Here is a 15,197-nt window from a genome sequence, read left to right on the forward strand (position 1 = left end):
CAGGGGTTCGGGGCGCGGCACAGGAGGGAGGTGCCGCGCCCCGGTGGTTCGCCGAGCCGCCCGAAGCCTGTCGCAAGGGGGCTCCGCCGCGTGGCCCACTCCCCTAGGGTTTGGTCGCGTGACCACCGAAGCCGCGGGCAGAGCGGCAACCACCTACCCGTCCTCGCTGCGTCGGACCTCACTCGTGGCCTTCGGCTCGCTGGCGTTCGTGGCTCTGGGCGTCTGGCTGCTGATCGACCATGCCACGCTCAAAGGCGTCCTCGCGGGCGCGGCCGCCGTGCCGTTCTTCGGCCTGTGCGCCTGCGTGGCGATCGGGCGCCTTCTGCGACGTCGGCCCGAACTGGTGCTGACCGGCGAGGGCCTGAGACATGTGATGCTGGGCTCGATCCGCTGGACGGAGATCGCGGAGGTCACCGTCCGCGAGATCAAGGTCCGCTCCACCTCTCAGCGCGTGATCGAACTGGCGCTCAATGATCCGGACGCCTACCTGGCGCGGGCACCGCGTACGGCCCGGATCGCAGGCAAGGCCAACCTGCGTTTCGGTTACAGCCCGGCGACCATCTCGGCGACCACGCTCCCCGTGGACCTCGACGAGGTGGTGGCGGCCATGCGCCGCCACCACCCGGAGTTGAGGATCAGGCGGTAGCACCCTGGAGAACAGGCGCTAGTTGTAGGTGCCGAACGCCTTCGAGAAGGCGAACCTGTCCTGGGTGATGGAGCTGCACGTCGGGTCCGCCGTCGGCTTGGGGCCGCCGTCGCACTGCTTGTCCCGTGCGGCCGACCACATCGACAGCCAGCCGATGCCCTTGGACTTGGCGAAGGTCACCAGTTGGGTGGCGTCGTCGACCTTGAAGACCTCGGAGGAGACGTCGTTGACGCCGATCATCGGGGTGACCGCGACCGTCTTCCAGGCCGCGCTGTCGGTCAGGCCCAGCACGCTCTTGATCTGCGCCTGCGTGGCGGTCGCCGCCTGCTCGGCGTAGGTGCCCATGTCGCCGCTGTAGGCGGGGCCGTAGTCCATCGCCATGATGTTGACGGTGGAGATCTTCACGCCGTTGGACTTGGCGTCGGCGAGGAGGTTCACCCCGTCCTGGGTCAGGCCCTCCGGCATGACCGGCAGCGTGAACGACACATCGAGGCCGGGGTGTTGCTGCTGCAGCTTGGCGATGGCCTGGGCGCGGCGGGTGTTCGCGGCCGTGTTCGGCAGCGCGCCGCCCTCGACGTCGAAGTCGACCTTGGTGAGTTTGTAGGCGTCCACGGCCTTCCCGTACGCCGCCGCCAGCGCGTCCGCCGAGGAGCAGGTCGTGGCCAGTTCGGAGCCGGAGGCGCCGCCGAAGGAGACCCGGACGTCGCCGCCCTTGGCGCGCAGGGCGCCGATCTGCGCGGCCACCGCGTCGTTGCCGAGGTCGGAGACGCCGCCCCACTTGGGGGTGCAGCCGCCGCCGTCGGTCACGAACGCCAGGTTGTAGTTCTTCACACCGGTCGCGTCGGCTGCGGCGACCAGGTCGAAGGCCGGGTAGAGGGACGTGTCGACGTACGGGGAGAAGCCGGCGTTCGTGGTGGATCCGGTGCCGGTGCCGCCGCCGGTGGTCTGCGTGGCGGTGGGCGACGGAGCGGCGGTCGAAGGCGGGGTCGGCGCCGGGGACGGGGACTGGGTCGGGGACTGGGTCGGGCGGCCGCTCGGCTGCGGGGGCGTGCCGTCGTCGGCGGAACACTTCGCGCCGTCGATGACACAGCCCGTCGGGTCCCCGGAGCCGCTCACGACGAAGCCGACGGTCACCGACTCGCCCGCCGCGAGGCCGTCCTTGTCCCAGGACGGCGGCTTCACGGTGACGTGCTGTCCGCTCACCGTCGACGTGCCGTCCCACAGCGAGCTGAGCTTCGCACCCGAGGGAAGGTCGAACTGGAGCGACCAGTCGGCCTTGGCCTGGCCGCTGTCGTTCGTGATCACGTACTGCGCGGTGTAGCCCGTCGACCAGGTGCTGGTCTTCGTGTACGCCGCGCCGACGCCGGCGGCGTGCGCGGTGCCGGTGACCACCAGGGCGCCACCGCCGACCACGACGGCGGCGACCGTGCCGCCGATCGCCTTGTTTCTGCCGCTGATCCCGCGCCGGTGCGCCTTGCTCATCGCGTGCCTGCCTTCGCTGGTACGGAGGGGTGTGGATGCGGCAGCACGCTAGCGAGCCGGTAGGGGGCAAACCGCCTGATCCGGGCGGGCGTTGAGGATCTTAGGGTGCGCTTAAGGAAGGGATCGGGGGCGGTTAAAGGTAGAGACCAATATGCGGCGGCGTCTGCGGCGTACGCGGTGGCCTCGCCGTGCCGGGGCCCGCCCGTCCAGCTGGAACCAGATCCGCACCTCCGTGCCGCCCAGCACCGAGGAGCCGATCCGTACGTCGCCGCCGGTCGACTCGGCGAGCCGGCGCACGATGTCCAGGCCGAGGCCCGTCGAGCCGTCACTGCCCGAGCCGCGACCGCGGGCCATCGCCGCCTGCGGGTCGGGTATGCCGGGCCCGGCGTCGGACACCAGCACGATCACCGCGTCCTCGGCGTTGTGCACGTCGACCGCGAACGCCGTGCCCTCCGGGGTGTGCCGGAAGACGTTCCCGAGCAGGGCGTCCAGCGCGGCGGCGAGGTCGGACCGGGCGACGGGTATGCGGACCGGACGGTCGGCCCCGGCCACCCGCCACTTGCGGCCCTCGTCCTCGGCGAGCGCCGACCAGAACTCCATCCGCTCGCGCACCACCTCCGCCGCGTCGCACCCGGCGCCCGGTCCGGCCGCCGCGGTCTGCGGCTTGGCCTCGCGGGCCGTACGGATGATCGTGTCCACCTCGCGCTCCAGCTGCGCCACCGCCTGACGGGTCTGCTCGGCGGCCGGCCCGTCGCCGAGCGAGGCCGCGTTCAGCCGCAGGACGGTCAGCGGCGTCCGCAGGCGGTGGGACAGGTCGGCCGCCAGTTCCCGCTCGTTCGCGAGGAGTTGTACGACCTGGTCGGCCATCGAGTTGAACGCGACCGCCGCCGCGCGCAGTTCGGCCGGCCCGTCCTCCGGGACGCGCGCCCCGAGCTGTCCCTCCCCCAGGTCGTGCGCGCCCTCGGCCAGCCGCCGCGCGGGCCGCACCATCCGTACGCCGAGCCGGTCGGCGACCGCCACCGAGCCGATGATCAGCGTGACGCCGACCGCGGCGAGCACCGCCCAGGCCGTGCCGACGCCGTGCGTCACCTCGGACTCGGGCACGTAGACCTCGATCACGGCGATCGCCCCGGAGCTGAGCGCGGTGGGCTGGAGCAGCGTGGAGCCGCCGGGGACCTCGGTGGTGGAGGCACGTCCGAGCCGACGGGTGGCCGCGATGTCCTCGGCGTCGGCGCGACGGCGGCCGATGTCGACCGCTTTCGTGCCGTCCCCCGCGGGGATGTGCACTGCTATCCCGTCGTCGGAGCCCGCCGAGGCGACGACCCGCTCCAACTGGTCCCGGTCGGTGGTGATGGACAGCGCGGGCGCGATCGCGGCGGCCTGCCGCTCGGCGCCGGCGAAGGCCCGGTCGCGTGCCATCTCCTTGACGACCAGCCCGAGCGGGACCGCGAAGGCGACCACCACCATCGCGGTCACCGCCAGACACACCTTGACCAGGGCCCACCTCATGACAGTGGCTCCGTCTCCGGCGGCTCCAGCTTCACGCCGACCCCCCGCAGGGTGTGCAGATAGCGCGGCCTGGCGGCCGTCTCGCCCAACTTCCTCCTGAGCCAGGAGAGATGGACGTCGATGGTCTGGTCGTCGCCGTACGACTGTCGCCAGACCTCCGCGAGCAGCTCCCTGCGCGGTACGACGACGCCGGGCCGTCCGGCGAGGAAGGCCAGCAGATCGAACTCACGGCGTGTCAGGTCCAGGGGCACGCCGTCCAGTTCGGCGTGGCGGCGCAACGGGTCGATGGCGAGGCCGCCGACCCTGATGACGGTCGGGGGCCCGGCGTCGGCGGCGGCCGTGCGGACGCGGCGCAGCACCGCCGCGATCCGAGCCGAGAGGTGCTCGACCGAGAACGGCTTGGTCAGATAGTCGTCCGCGCCCGCGTTGAGCAGGCGGACGATCTCCGTCTCGTCGTCGCGTGCCGTGGCGATGATGACCGGGACGTCCGTGATGCCGCGCAGCATCTTCAGCGCCTCGGAGCCGTCCAGGTCGGGCAGCCCGAGGTCGAGGATGACGACGTCGAAGGGGACGTGCGCGACCTCGCGCAACGCCTCCAGCGCGGTGCCGACGCTGCGCACGGTGTGTCCGGCCTCCGTCAGATGCCTGATGAGCGCCGAGCGTACGAACTGGTCGTCCTCGACCACGAGCACACTTGCCATGGGCGGCACCGTACGCCATGCGGGCCGGGCCGTTCGGGGGCTGTGGACAACTCCCCACGCCGCAACCGGAGAAACGGAACTGTGTGCGACCCGTGAGACACCCCTGGGGCTGGTGAGGCAGTATGGCCGGGATGTTGAGAGGTCTCCTGCACGTATTGGCGTGGACGCTGGCCACCGGAGCGGCGGCCACGCTGTCGTGGTGGGGTGTCCACACGGTGCTGGCGGGCACCGCGTACGACCCGCCGCGCGCCCTGCCCGTCCCCACGGGCGGCGCGACGACGCAGCAGTCGAGGCCGCCGGCTCCCTCGACGCGGCAGCCGGCCCCGTCGAAAAGCCCGTCGCCGACGCCCAGCACGACGAGCCCGCTGCCGACGCCCTCAAGGTCCCGGGCCACCAAGCCCAGCCCGTCCACCACCGCCTCCGGCCAGGTCAAGAGCTACGACACCGCCGGCGGTCGCGTGGTCTTCGACCTCGGCAGCGCCTCGGCGACGCTCGTGTCGGCCACCCCCGGCACCGGCTGGTCGATGCAGGTCTGGAAGACGGAGACCTGGATCCGGGTGGAGTTCGTGTCCGGTGCCGACCGGGTGTCGGTGTTCTGCACCTGGCACGACGGCCCGCCCCATGTGGAGATCGGGAACTACTAGTGCCGCATCAGGCAACGTTCGCCCTGTCGGAGGCCCTGCCTGTCGACGGCTTCGGCCGCTGGCGATGATCGACCGATGAGCGCCATCGAACGCCCTTTGCCGCCCCTGAACGCCGACGAGCGCACCACGCTCGAAAGCTGGCTTGACTTTCACCGCGCCACCCTCGCCATGAAGTGCGAGGGCCTGGACGACGGGCAGGCCGCCGTCGCGTCCGTGCCACCGTCCGGCTTCACATTGACCGGCCTCGTCCAGCACATGGCAGAGGTGGAGCGGAACTGGTTCCGCCGAGTGTTCGCCGGAGAACAGGCCCCGCCCATCTACGACCCGCAGGCCGACCCGTCTGCCCCCGACGGCGGCTTCGAACTGGCCGAGGGCGCCACACTGCACGACGCCCTCGCCACCTGGCAGGCGGAGATCGCCCGCGCCCGCGAGCTCTGCGCCGACCGTGCTCTGACCGACGCAGGCCGCTTCATGGAGCAGGACGTCAACCTCCGCTGGATCTACGTCCACATGATCGAGGAGTACGCCCGCCACAACGGCCACGCCGACCTGGTCCGGGAGCGCATCGACGGCACCACTGGCGTATGACGCCGGATCAGGTCGCCCCCGCCCTAATGTGAGTGACGCGCCGCCGGGTTCCGTGCCGGGCGGCGCGTCGTGCCAGGGTGCCCAGGTGGCTGAACGTGTGCGCGTGCGCGAGATCGATGACGACGAGGGGCAGAGGCTGCTGCGGATCATCCGCAGAGGCACCGGGTCGGTGGTGACCTGGCGCCGGGCTCAAATGGTGCTGCTATCCGCGCAGCGCATGGACGTGGTGAAGATCGCCGAGGTCACGTTCACCAGCGCCGACCGGGTCCGCGATGTGATCCACAACTTCAACGCCGATGGCTTCGCCTCGCTGTACCCGAAGTACAAGGGCGGCCGTCCAAAGACCTTCACCCTCCCGGAACGCCGCGAGATCAAGAAGACCGCCAAGTCCAAGCCGGCTGAGCACGTCCTGCCGTTCTCGACCTGGAGCCTGGCCAAGCCGGCCGACTTCCTGGTCGCCGAGGGGGTGGTCGACGACATCAGCCACGAGGGCCTTCGGGTCCTGCTCCGCGAGGAGGTCCCTCGGGGTCGGCGGGTCGGCCTGTTCAGCGGAAGATCGACGGCGGGGGCGCCGGGGACGCCACCGCCGCCGCGTCCGTGACGGCCGCCGCGCCGCCCGTGAAGTCGATCAGCGCCTTGCCGTGCTCCACGCGCGCCGGGTGCGGGTCCGAGGCGGCCCGGCGGGTCAGTTCGGCGACCGGGAGCGGGCGGGCGCAGGCGGCCAGGACCGCGTTGCCGAAGCGCTTGCCGCGCAGGACGGCCGGATCGGCGATCAGTGCGAGCTCGGGGAAGACGGCCGCCGCCGTCGAGATCTGGCCGCGCAGGTGGGTGAGCGGAGGGCCGTCGGCGAGGTTGGCCGCGTACACACCGCCGTCGTTCAGCGCCCGGCGGACCTCGGTGAGGAACTCGACCGACGTCAGGTGCGCCGGGGTGCGCGCCCCGCTGAACACGTCCACGATGACCAGGTCCGCCCAGCCGTCCGGCACCTTGGCGAGCCCTTCCCGGGCGTCCGTGGAGCGCACCCGGATCCGTGCGTTCGGGTCCAACGGCAGGGCCCGGCGAACGAGTTGGACGAGTGCCGCGTCACGTTCCACGATCTGCTGGGTGGAGCGGGGGCGGGTCGCGGCGGTGTAGCGGGCGAGGGTGAACGCGCCGCCGCCGAGGTGGACGGCGTGCACGGGACGGCCGGGCGGGGCGGCCAGGTCGATGACGTGGCCGAGCCGGCGCTGGTACTCGAACGACAGGTGCCGCGGGTCGTCGAGGTCGACATGCGACTGCGGGGCGCCGTCGATGAGGAGGGTCCAGGCGCGCGCCCGGTCCCGGTCGGGTATCAGCTGGGCGAGTCCACCGTCGACCGCCTCGACGACGGCCTCGGCTCCCTGCCCGCGCCGTGCATTCCGTGACCTGCCCACCCGGCCATTATCGGGGGCGGCGCGGAGGGCGGCTCACCGAGGAGGGGGCCCGCCCGGCAACCCGTTCGGCTCTCCGGTCCTCGCCCGGCCGGGCGGCGTTCGATCCGAGGTGGGGGCGGAGGCTCAGCGACGGTTGCCGGGCGGTCCCGGCCCGGCGAGGCGCTCATCGGCAGTTGTCGGCGGCCTCGATCATGCGGGCGGCCTCCCCGAGGGCCGCGCGCAGGACCGCCGGGTCCGTGGCCGGTTCCGCCTCGCCGGGCGGAAGGAGCCAGCCCGTGCCCTCGACCGGGGGCAGCGGGGCGACCAGGCTCATGCCGCGCCCGTCGGTCTTCGTGCACGTGCTGCCGGGCACGTCCCACGCGTCCGCCGTGCCGGGCGGTACCAGGAAGCCGAGGGTGTCGCAGTCGTCGTCGTGCAGGACGGGCCCGACGCAGTCGCCCGCGCCGCGGCGGAGGATGTCGACCGCCTCGAGACCCTGCCGGGCGGGCACGGTCACGAGGTCGGGGGACTTGTGCGGCGGTGCGGCGCACTCGGGGGCCGGCACGGCCTGGACGGCCTGCGGCCGTGTACGGAACTCGGTGCTGTGCGGGGTCTGCGTCCCGGCATCCACAACGGAACCCTCCTCGACGGTGAGTTGGGTCGGGAGTTCGGGCGGCTCCCGGTCCACAGGGTTCAACGCTCGGGGGCGTCAACGGCAACGGCGCAACACTGCCGCAAAGGATGGCAGTTCATGGCAGATCTCGCATGAGATATCCGGTTTGTAGCCAAACCTCGCATGACCACACCTGCGAGGAAGGTACGTTCTTGCACCGCCGGACGCAGGGAACCAACTGGCACCACGCGGACAAGCCACCCCAATCCGGCATGGTTCGACGGTTCGCACGAGAGGGCCCGACCATGACCTCGTCCCAGACCCCCCGGCCGCCACGGCCGAATCTCGCCTTCCGGCAGCTGCGCGGATCACGCTCGCCGGGCGAGTTCGCCGCGGCGGTACGGCGTGCCGCACGCGAGATCGGCGAGCGGGTCAGCTGTGACGCGCGGTACATCGGACGTGTCGAGGCGGGCGAGATCCGTTGTCCCAACTACGCCTACGAACGGGTGTTCCTGCACATGTTCCCCGGGCGCACGCTCGCGGACCTGGGGTTCGCGCCCCGCTCTGCGGTGCGCGGCCGAGGGGCGCGCAGTGCCGACGAGGCGCCCCCCGCACACACCAACCGCCGTCCGTATGCCTCCGATGAGCACCGGAAGGCATACGAGACGTATCACCCATCAGACACCTACGAGTCGCACGAGTCGTACGGCACGCACGCGTACGACGCACAGAACCACGAGGAGAGCGACGTGCAGCGTCGCGCATTCATGACCGGCGGCACCGTGACGGTGGCCGCCGCCTCCCTGGGCCCCTTCGGGCTCACCCTCGGCGGCCCCGCAGCGGCCGCCGAACGCCCCGTCCACCGTGCGGGCTCGTCCGAGGCGAGCGCGCTGGAGGAGGCCGTACGCAAGATCCGCCTGCTCGACGACCGGCACGGCGCGGACGGCCTGTACCGACGCGCGGCGGCCCCGCTGCGAGCCGCGTACGCGCTGCTCGACGCGGGCACGACCCGGCAGACGGTCGCCGACCGGCTGTACTCGGGCGCGGGTGAACTGGCCATCTCGGTGGGATGGCTGGCGCACGACTCCGGGCGTTACGACGACGCCCGCTCGCACTACGCGGAGGCGCTGGCGACGGCCCGGATGTCCGGGGACCCGGGCCTCGAGGCACACGCGTTCTGCAACACGGCGTTCCTGGCGCGCGACGCGGGCCGGCCGCGGGAGGCCGTACGGGCGGCGCAGGCGGCCCAGCGTGTCGCGCGCCCGCTCGGCTCGCACCGGCTGATGTCGCTGCTCGCCCTCAGGGAGGCGGGCGGCTGGGCGGGACTCGCGGACCGGGCGGGCTGCGAACAGGCGCTCGCACGGGCGCAGGCGCTCTTCGAACGGGGGCCGTCGGACTCGGACCCCGAGTGGATGACCTTCTACGGCGAGGCCGAACTGGAGGGCCTGGAGGCGCAGTGCTGGTCCATGCTGGGCGACTGGGCGCGGGCCGCCCGGCACGCACGGCGCGCGGCGCAGCTCCAGGATCCGCACTTCACCCGGAACATCGCCCTGTACACGGCCGAACTGGCCGACGACCTGGCCCGCGGGGGTCGTCCCGACGAGGCGGCGCAGGCCGGTCACCGCGTGCTGGATCTCCTGGACCAGGTCCAGTCCTCCCGCGTCCTGACGATGCTGGCGGGCACGGCGAGGGTACTGCTGCCGCACCGGCGGGCGTCGGGGGTGTCGGCGTTCCTGGACCGGCATGCGTCGCTGCCGCGCAGTGCGTGAGCCGCTCGGGGCCGCCGGGGTCGCCCGGGTGTCGGTTCCGCGACCCGGCGGTACGAAGGGCCGCGGCTACGCCAAGTGCCCCACGTCGTTCCACGACTCGATCGCCGGCTCGCCGTAAGCCCACCCGAGCACGGACAGCGACGTGGGGTTGAGCCTGATCCGCGCCGCGAACTCCAGCGGCAGCCCGAGCCACCGCGCCCCGATGGACCGCAGGATGTGCCCGTGTGCGAACACCAGCACGTCCCGGTCCTCCGACCGCGCCCAGGCCACGACCTCGTCCGCGCGCCCGGAGACCTCCGCCAGGGTCTCCCCGCCGGGCACGCCGTCGCGCCAGATGAACCAGCCCGGCCGGATCTCCTGGATCTCGGCCGGCGTCATCCCCTCGTACGCCCCGTAATCCCACTCCATGAGCGTGTCCCAGACGCTCGCCCGCTCGCCGAAGCCGGCGAGTTCGCAGGTCTCACGCGCGCGTGCCAGCGGACTGGTGCGCACCTCGACCCCGGGCAGCCCGTCGAACGGCGCCCGGTGCAGCCGCTCCCCGAGCAGCTTGGCGCCCCGCCGTCCCTCCTCCAGCAGCGGCACATCGGTCCTGCCGGTGTGCTTGCCGGACAGCGACCATTCCGTCTGTCCGTGCCGGGCCAGCAGGATGCGCGGTGCCATGAGAGGCCTTTCCGGGAGAAGCGAACAAGGACGTCACTCCATCATCGCCCACCCCTTCCCGGGGCAACCCGGGGGGCGATCTCTGCGTCTTTGAGGGCCGGGGCGCCCCACGAAGGCGGACGCCCGCACCGTAAGGTGGCACGACCGGAACGCCGGGAACCGCGACCAGGAGCAGAAGGGGGAGGGCGAATCGGATGCCGCAGGCCGAGACACCAGGCATCGGGGTGGGCCCGCTGACCCGGCTGCGCTGGTGGACGGAACTGCCCCTGATCCTGGTGGTGTACGCCTGCTACTCCGCGGGCCGGCTGCTCGCGCGGGGCGACGTCGACGGCGCCGTCGACCACGGTCTGGCGATACTGCGCCTGGAGAAGCTGCTCCACATCAACGCCGAGCATCCGCTGAACCGTCTCCTCACCCGCGAGGCGTGGCTCGGCATACCCGCCGACTTCTGGTACGCGTCGCTGCACTACCTGGTCACTCCCTCGATCCTGGTGTGGATCTTCAGGCGCCGCGCGGAGCACTACCGGGCGGCTCGCACGTGGCTGATGACGTCCACGTTCATCGGTCTGATCGGCTTCTCCTTGATGCCCACCTGCCCGCCGCGCCTGCTCTCCGCGGGCCACGGGTTCGTCGACACGATGGCGCAGTACAGCTCCTACGGCTGGTGGGGCAGCGAGGCGAGCGCGCCGCGGGGCCTGGGCGGCATGACGAACCAGTACGCGGCGATGCCGAGCCTGCACGTCGGCTGGGCGCTGTGGTGCGGGGTGTTGCTGTGGCGGCACGGCCGCTCGCGCTGGGCCAGGGTCGCGGCGGTCGTGTACCCGCTCGGGACCACGTTCGTCGTGATGGGCACCGCGAACCACTACCTCCTCGACGCGGTCGCCGGGGTCGCCGTCATGGGCGTCGGATTCCTGCTGAGCCGACCGGTGATGCGGGCCGCGGACGCGGTCCGGACCCGTCTGCGGGCGCGGTTCGCACCGGTCGCGGAGCCCTCGTCCGTCGCAGGTTCCCCAATTGTCAGTGCCGGATGCCAGACTTCGGCGGGTGAGCGAATTCCCCGACAGCCCCTCTCCCGCCCCGGGCCGGGAGCCGGGCCGGGTGCCGCTCCCGCGGACGCGGGGGACGGCGCTGCGGCAGCGGCTCGCTGAGCTGCGCGGGCCGTCCGTACAACCCAGGGCGCTGGACGCGCGCGCCCTCGCCGCGCTCGCCGCGAACCCCGGGTGCCGGCGGCGCGCGCTGCTGGACGGCGCCGGGGTGGACAAGGGGGCGCTGGCGGGCGCGCTGGGCGCGCCGTCGGCGTTCGGCCAGTCGCAGTTCGCCTTCATGCGGGGCAACGCGTTCGAGGCCCGGGTCAAGGCGGACGGCGGTGCGGAGCTGCTGCGTCTGGTGCGCGAGAAGCTGGACCCGGCCGCCGACGCCCCGGAGGGCGCACTCGTTCCGGACCTGACCGCGACCGGCCCGGAGGGGCGCGCGGCGCGTACGGCGCTGGCGTTGCGCGAGGCCACCGAGGCGCGCGGGTGGGCGCTGCTCGACCACCCCATGCTCGCCCTCGACGTGGCGGGATCGCCCGCGTTCCTGGAGCCGGACGCGGTGGTGGTGCACCCGGACGGCAGCTGGACGGTCGTGGAGATCAAGTCCTTCCCGCTGCTCGACGGTTCGGCGGACCCGGCGAAGGTGGGGGCGGCCGCGCGGCAGTCCGCGGTGTACGTGCTGGCGCTGGAGGAGGTCGCGGAGCGCCTCACCCCCGCACCCGTCGTACGCCACCGGATCCTGCTGGTGTGCCCGAAGGACTTCTCGAACCTGCCCACCGCGTCGCCCGTGGACGTCCGCAAGCAGCGCGCGGTCACCCGGCGCCAGCTGGCCCGTCTCACCCGCATCGAGGAGATCGCCGACGCCCTGCCCGAGGGCACGTGCTTCGCGCCGGACCTTCCGCAGGAGGAGCTTCAGGCCGCGGTGGAGTCGGTCCCGGCGACGTACGCGCCGGAGTGCCTGGCCGCCTGCGAGCTGGCCTTCCACTGCCGTGACCGCGCCCGGGAGCAGGGCGCCGTGGCGGCCCTGGGCCGGTCGCTGCGGGCCGAGCTGGGCGGGCTGACCACGGTGGACGACATCCTGGCCGCCGCCCACGGCACGGCCGGGGACCCGGACGACCCGGCGGTGGCGGCCCTGCGCCGGGCGGCGCGGCTGCGGGCGGAGGCGCTCGCCGGACGGGAGGGCGCCGTATGTCGCTGATCACCACCCTCGCCCGCCTGGAGGCCGTACGGACCGGCCGCGCCCAGCCCGCCGCCACCGTCCGGCACCGTCACCTGTCCGAGCGGCCCCTCGTCTTCGTCCCGCTCGTCACCGCGGGCGAGGCCGGGGCACCGCTCGGCGCGCTCGTCGGCACCGACCGGGACGACCCCCGGCTGCTCGTGGTACCGCAGCCCCGCGACCGCGACCTGAGGTTCGCGTTCCTCGCCGAACTCGCCGATGTCCTCCTGCCCTACATCGACGCACACGCCGACACCGTGGAGCCCGCCGAGCGCACCGAGACCGACCCGGAGACCGGCAAGCGCGTCAAGGTGGAGGTCGAGCTGTGCGCCGACGCGCCGCAGCTGGTCGTGCCGAGCCGGGCGGGCATCGACTTCGTACGGCTGCTGGGCCGCTCCATGCGGTTCCGCCGCACCGCCGAGCAGGACCCGGAGACCCCACACCCGGCGCCCCCGCGCGTGCCGCTCCTCGGCCGCTGGCTCACGCACTTCGGCGAGCGTGCCCGCGTCCCCGGCTCGTCCCTGCTGCTCGCGCTCACCGATCTGCTCGGGCGGCACTGGGCGACCGGGCAGTCGAACCTGGAGGACCAGCACCTGGGCGCGCTGCTCGCCTGGATCGACCCGCCCGAGGGCACCTCGGGCGCGGACGCCGCGCTCCGCGCCGAGCTGGCCCGGGACGCGGACGGCCAGCTGCTGTGCCCGCCGGCCGGGCCGGCCACCGACCCGGCGTTCGACAACAAGCTGCTCGCCCCCGCGATCGAGCGCTACGACCGCGCCCGCACCCGGCTCGCCGCCGCCGAGGACGGCGTGGAGGCCGACGACCGCTTCGCTGAACTCACCGCCGCCGAGCGGGAGATCCGCGCCCTGGTGGAGAGCCGTACCCGGCCGACCTGGGACGCGGTGTGGCAGGGGCTGGACCTGCTGCGCGCGCTGCCGGAGGGCGCGCATGTCGAGGACCGCTGGACTCGCGACCGGTGGTCGTTCACCGGGCACCGGGACCGGGTGGCCGCCGGGGAGCCACCGCAGCCACGCCACGACGACGCGGTCACCGCGGCGAACAAGCTCGCCACGCGCGAGCGCGAACAGGCCCGCCTGGACGCCCAGGAGGCACTCGACGACCCGCTCGTCATGGCCGGACGACGGCTCGCCGGGGAGGCGTTCGCGGGCGAGGTCACGGAGGTCGTGATGGCGTACAGCGAGGGCAAGCGCCCCAGCCCGCGCCCGCTGGTGACCGTACGGACCGAGGACCGGCCGCACCTCGGGGAGCGCACGAAGGTGTACCGGTCGCTCGGCGGGAAGCCGCAGGCGGCGGAGTTCGTGGGCCACGAGGGGGACGGCCTGCTGGTCCTGCGCATCGTCGACAAGATGGGCCGCGGCAAGGAGCCGGAGGCCGGGTCGGTCCCCGAGAAGGGGGACCACGTGTGCTTCACGCTCTTCGAACACGAGCAGCGCGGCGGGGCCAAGCTGCCCGACCCGGAGGACACCCCGTGGACGCACGGCGGACCGCCGGGTGAGGGCGAGGCCGTACCGCATCCGGACCCGGTGACCGAGGAGGACGTGCTGTGACCGTGTTCGCCCCGCCGGGCAGGGACTTCGACCCGGGGGCCGCGGCCGCCCGGGCCACCGAGGCGATCCTGAGCGACACGCTGCACGGCGCGCACCGAGGTGTCGTGGTCGACTCGCCGCCGGGCGCCGGGAAGTCGACGCTGGTCGTCCGCGCCGCGCTGGAACTCGCCTCCGCCGGACGGCCGTTGATGGTGATCGCGCAGACGAACGCGCAGGTCGACGACCTGGTGCTGCGGCTGGCCGAGAAGGAACCGGGACTCCCCGTCGGGCGGCTGCACAGCAGTGACCCGGACCCGTACGACAAGGCGCTCGACGACCTGCCGAACGTGCGCAAGTCGGCCAAGGCGGGCGACCTGGCGGGCCTGGACGTGGTGATCTCGACCGCCGCCAAGTGGGCCCACGTCAAGGACGTCGAGCCGTGGCGGCACGCGATCGTGGACGAGGCGTACCAGATGCGCTCGGACGCGCTGCTGGCGGTGGCGGGCCTGTTCGAGCGCGCGCTGTTCGTCGGCGACCCAGGGCAGCTGGACCCGTTCGCGATCGTCGGCGCGGAGCAGTGGGCGGGGCTGTCGTACGACCCGTCGGCATCCGCCGTGACCACCCTGCTGGCCCATAACCCGGAGCTGCCGCAGCACCGGCTGCCGGTGTCGTGGCGGCTGCCGGCGTCGGCGGCGCCCCTGGTGTCGCAGGCCTTCTACCCGTACACGCCGTTCCGCAGCGGTACGGACCACGGGGACCGGCGGCTGACCTTCGCGATCGCGTCGGACGGCTCGGGCCCCGACCGGGTGATCGACGAGGCCGCCGAGTCCGGCTGGGGGCTTCTGGAGCTGCCCGCCCGGCACACCCCGCGGACGGACCCGGAGGCGGTGCGGGCGGTCGCCACGGTCGTACGGCGCCTCCTCGACCGGGGCGGGGCGGCGGTGTCGGAGCGGGCGGAGGAGCCGGCACCGCTGACCGCGGACCGGATCGCCGTCGGCACCGCGCACCGGGACCAGGCGGCGGCGGTGCGCTCCGCGCTGGCGGACCTCGGGGTACCGGACGTCACGGTGGACACGGCCAACCGACTGCAGGGCCGGGAGTTCGATGTGACGGTGGTGCTGCATCCCCTGTCGGGCCGCCCGGACGCGACGGCGTTCCACCTGGAGACCGGCCGCCTGTGCGTGCTGGCGTCCCGGCACCGGCACGCGTGCATCGTGGTGTGCCGCGCGGGGGTGACGGAACTCCTGGACGACCATCCGTCGACGGAGCCGGTGCAGCTGGGCGTGACGGTGAAGTTTCCGGACGGCTGGGAGGCGAATCACGCGGTGCTGGCGCATCTGGCCGAACACCGGGTGGCGTGGCGCCCGTGACCGACCCGGGCCGGGACGGCGCCCCCGCTCACA

At 73.3% G+C, this 15,197-nt stretch carries 14 protein-coding genes and 1 pseudogene; 9 read left to right on the top strand and 6 right to left on the bottom strand.

The window, feature by feature from the left end; translation table 11 throughout:
• Positions 1-118: 118 nt before the first annotated feature.
• A complete protein-coding gene (locus tag SY2F82_RS04395; protein ID WP_236041124.1) occupies positions 119-646 on the top strand; it encodes an STM3941 family protein in 528 nt (175 codons plus the stop codon).
• A gap of 18 nt (positions 647-664) precedes the next feature.
• Here SY2F82_RS04395 and SY2F82_RS04400 read toward each other — a convergent pair whose 3' ends face one another.
• From SY2F82_RS04400 to SY2F82_RS04410, 3 genes are all read right to left on the bottom strand, one after another.
• Positions 665-2,128 carry a cellulose binding domain-containing protein gene (locus SY2F82_RS04400; RefSeq protein WP_200417564.1) on the bottom strand — a complete coding sequence of 488 codons (1,464 nt, stop codon included), beginning with the start codon at positions 2,126-2,128 and terminating at the stop codon, positions 665-667.
• 111 nt (positions 2,129-2,239) lie between these two features.
• Positions 2,240-3,637 carry a HAMP domain-containing sensor histidine kinase gene (locus SY2F82_RS04405; RefSeq protein ID WP_200417565.1) on the bottom strand — a complete coding sequence of 466 codons (1,398 nt, stop codon included), beginning with the start codon at positions 3,635-3,637 and terminating at the stop codon, positions 2,240-2,242.
• Positions 3,634-4,338, bottom strand: a complete 705-nt coding sequence (locus SY2F82_RS04410; RefSeq protein WP_200417566.1) for a response regulator transcription factor — start codon at positions 4,336-4,338, stop codon at positions 3,634-3,636. The genes SY2F82_RS04405 and SY2F82_RS04410 overlap by 4 nt, the downstream gene beginning before the upstream one ends.
• Before the next feature lie 131 nt (positions 4,339-4,469).
• Here SY2F82_RS04410 and SY2F82_RS04415 point away from each other — a divergent pair, with 131 nt between their 5' ends.
• From SY2F82_RS04415 to SY2F82_RS04425, 3 genes and pseudogenes are all read left to right on the top strand, one after another.
• Positions 4,470-4,982: a hypothetical protein gene (locus tag SY2F82_RS04415; protein WP_200417567.1), complete on the top strand. Its 513-nt coding sequence runs from the start codon at positions 4,470-4,472 to the stop codon at positions 4,980-4,982.
• Positions 4,983-5,057: 75 nt separating this feature from the next.
• Positions 5,058-5,570, top strand: coding sequence for a DinB family protein (locus tag SY2F82_RS04420; RefSeq protein WP_200417568.1), 513 nt, complete (start codon positions 5,058-5,060; stop codon positions 5,568-5,570).
• Between the two features lie 85 nt (positions 5,571-5,655).
• Positions 5,656-6,087, top strand: a pseudogene (locus SY2F82_RS04425) (transposase); the annotation flags it as partial.
• 28 nt (positions 6,088-6,115) lie between these two features.
• Here SY2F82_RS04425 and SY2F82_RS04430 read toward each other — a convergent pair.
• Together SY2F82_RS04430 and SY2F82_RS04435 are read right to left on the bottom strand one after the other, a co-directional pair.
• A complete protein-coding gene (locus SY2F82_RS04430) occupies positions 6,116-6,982 on the bottom strand; it encodes a spermidine synthase (RefSeq protein ID WP_200417569.1) in 867 nt (288 codons plus the stop codon).
• Positions 6,983-7,145: 163 nt separating this feature from the next.
• Complete coding sequence (locus SY2F82_RS04435) at positions 7,146-7,526, bottom strand: hypothetical protein (protein ID WP_200417807.1); 381 nt, start codon at positions 7,524-7,526, stop codon at positions 7,146-7,148.
• Between the two features lie 353 nt (positions 7,527-7,879).
• Between SY2F82_RS04435 and SY2F82_RS04440 the strand changes: the two genes are divergently transcribed.
• Positions 7,880-9,343, top strand: coding sequence for a hypothetical protein (locus SY2F82_RS04440; RefSeq protein ID WP_200417570.1), 1,464 nt, complete (start codon positions 7,880-7,882; stop codon positions 9,341-9,343).
• 66 nt (positions 9,344-9,409) lie between these two features.
• Here the strand turns inward: SY2F82_RS04440 and SY2F82_RS04445 are convergent, their stop codons facing one another.
• Complete coding sequence (locus SY2F82_RS04445; RefSeq protein WP_200417571.1) at positions 9,410-10,003, bottom strand: histidine phosphatase family protein; 594 nt, start codon at positions 10,001-10,003, stop codon at positions 9,410-9,412.
• A 194-nt stretch (positions 10,004-10,197) separates the two neighbouring features.
• Here SY2F82_RS04445 and SY2F82_RS04450 point away from each other — a divergent pair, with 194 nt between their 5' ends.
• From SY2F82_RS04450 to SY2F82_RS04465, 4 genes are read left to right on the top strand one after another with little or no spacing between them, the layout of a single operon-like run.
• Complete coding sequence (locus SY2F82_RS04450) at positions 10,198-11,151, top strand: phosphatase PAP2 family protein (RefSeq protein ID WP_200417572.1); 954 nt, start codon at positions 10,198-10,200, stop codon at positions 11,149-11,151.
• Positions 11,102-12,232 (top strand): hypothetical protein, encoded by a 1,131-nt coding sequence (locus SY2F82_RS04455; RefSeq protein ID WP_200417808.1) that lies wholly within the window; start codon positions 11,102-11,104, stop codon positions 12,230-12,232. The genes SY2F82_RS04450 and SY2F82_RS04455 overlap by 50 nt, the downstream gene beginning before the upstream one ends.
• Complete coding sequence (locus SY2F82_RS04460; protein WP_200417573.1) at positions 12,223-13,815, top strand: hypothetical protein; 1,593 nt, start codon at positions 12,223-12,225, stop codon at positions 13,813-13,815. Before SY2F82_RS04455 ends, SY2F82_RS04460 begins: the two co-directional genes overlap by 10 nt.
• A complete protein-coding gene (locus SY2F82_RS04465; protein ID WP_236041128.1) occupies positions 13,812-15,164 on the top strand; it encodes an AAA domain-containing protein in 1,353 nt (450 codons plus the stop codon). The genes SY2F82_RS04460 and SY2F82_RS04465 overlap by 4 nt, the downstream gene beginning before the upstream one ends.
• The last annotated feature ends 33 nt before the right edge of the window (positions 15,165-15,197 follow it).

This window comes from Streptomyces sp. Y2F8-2 (genome assembly GCF_014905555.1).
Classification (GTDB): Bacteria; Actinomycetota; Actinomycetes; order Streptomycetales; family Streptomycetaceae; genus Streptomyces; species Streptomyces cynarae.

Coding starts and splice junctions, on each gene's coding strand:
- SY2F82_RS04400 (WP_200417564.1), bottom strand. CDS start 2,128: ATGAGCAAGGCGCACCGGCGCGGGATCAGCGGCAGAAACAAGGCGATC.
- SY2F82_RS04405 (WP_200417565.1), bottom strand. CDS start 3,637: ATGAGGTGGGCCCTGGTCAAGGTGTGTCTGGCGGTGACCGCGATGGTG.
- SY2F82_RS04410 (WP_200417566.1), bottom strand. CDS start 4,338: ATGGCAAGTGTGCTCGTGGTCGAGGACGACCAGTTCGTACGCTCGGCG.
- SY2F82_RS04415 (WP_200417567.1), top strand. CDS start 4,470: ATGTTGAGAGGTCTCCTGCACGTATTGGCGTGGACGCTGGCCACCGGA.
- SY2F82_RS04420 (WP_200417568.1), top strand. CDS start 5,058: ATGAGCGCCATCGAACGCCCTTTGCCGCCCCTGAACGCCGACGAGCGC.
- SY2F82_RS04440 (WP_200417570.1), top strand. CDS start 7,880: ATGACCTCGTCCCAGACCCCCCGGCCGCCACGGCCGAATCTCGCCTTC.
- SY2F82_RS04445 (WP_200417571.1), bottom strand. CDS start 10,003: ATGGCACCGCGCATCCTGCTGGCCCGGCACGGACAGACGGAATGGTCG.
- SY2F82_RS04450 (WP_200417572.1), top strand. CDS start 10,198: ATGCCGCAGGCCGAGACACCAGGCATCGGGGTGGGCCCGCTGACCCGG.
- SY2F82_RS04460 (WP_200417573.1), top strand. CDS start 12,223: ATGTCGCTGATCACCACCCTCGCCCGCCTGGAGGCCGTACGGACCGGC.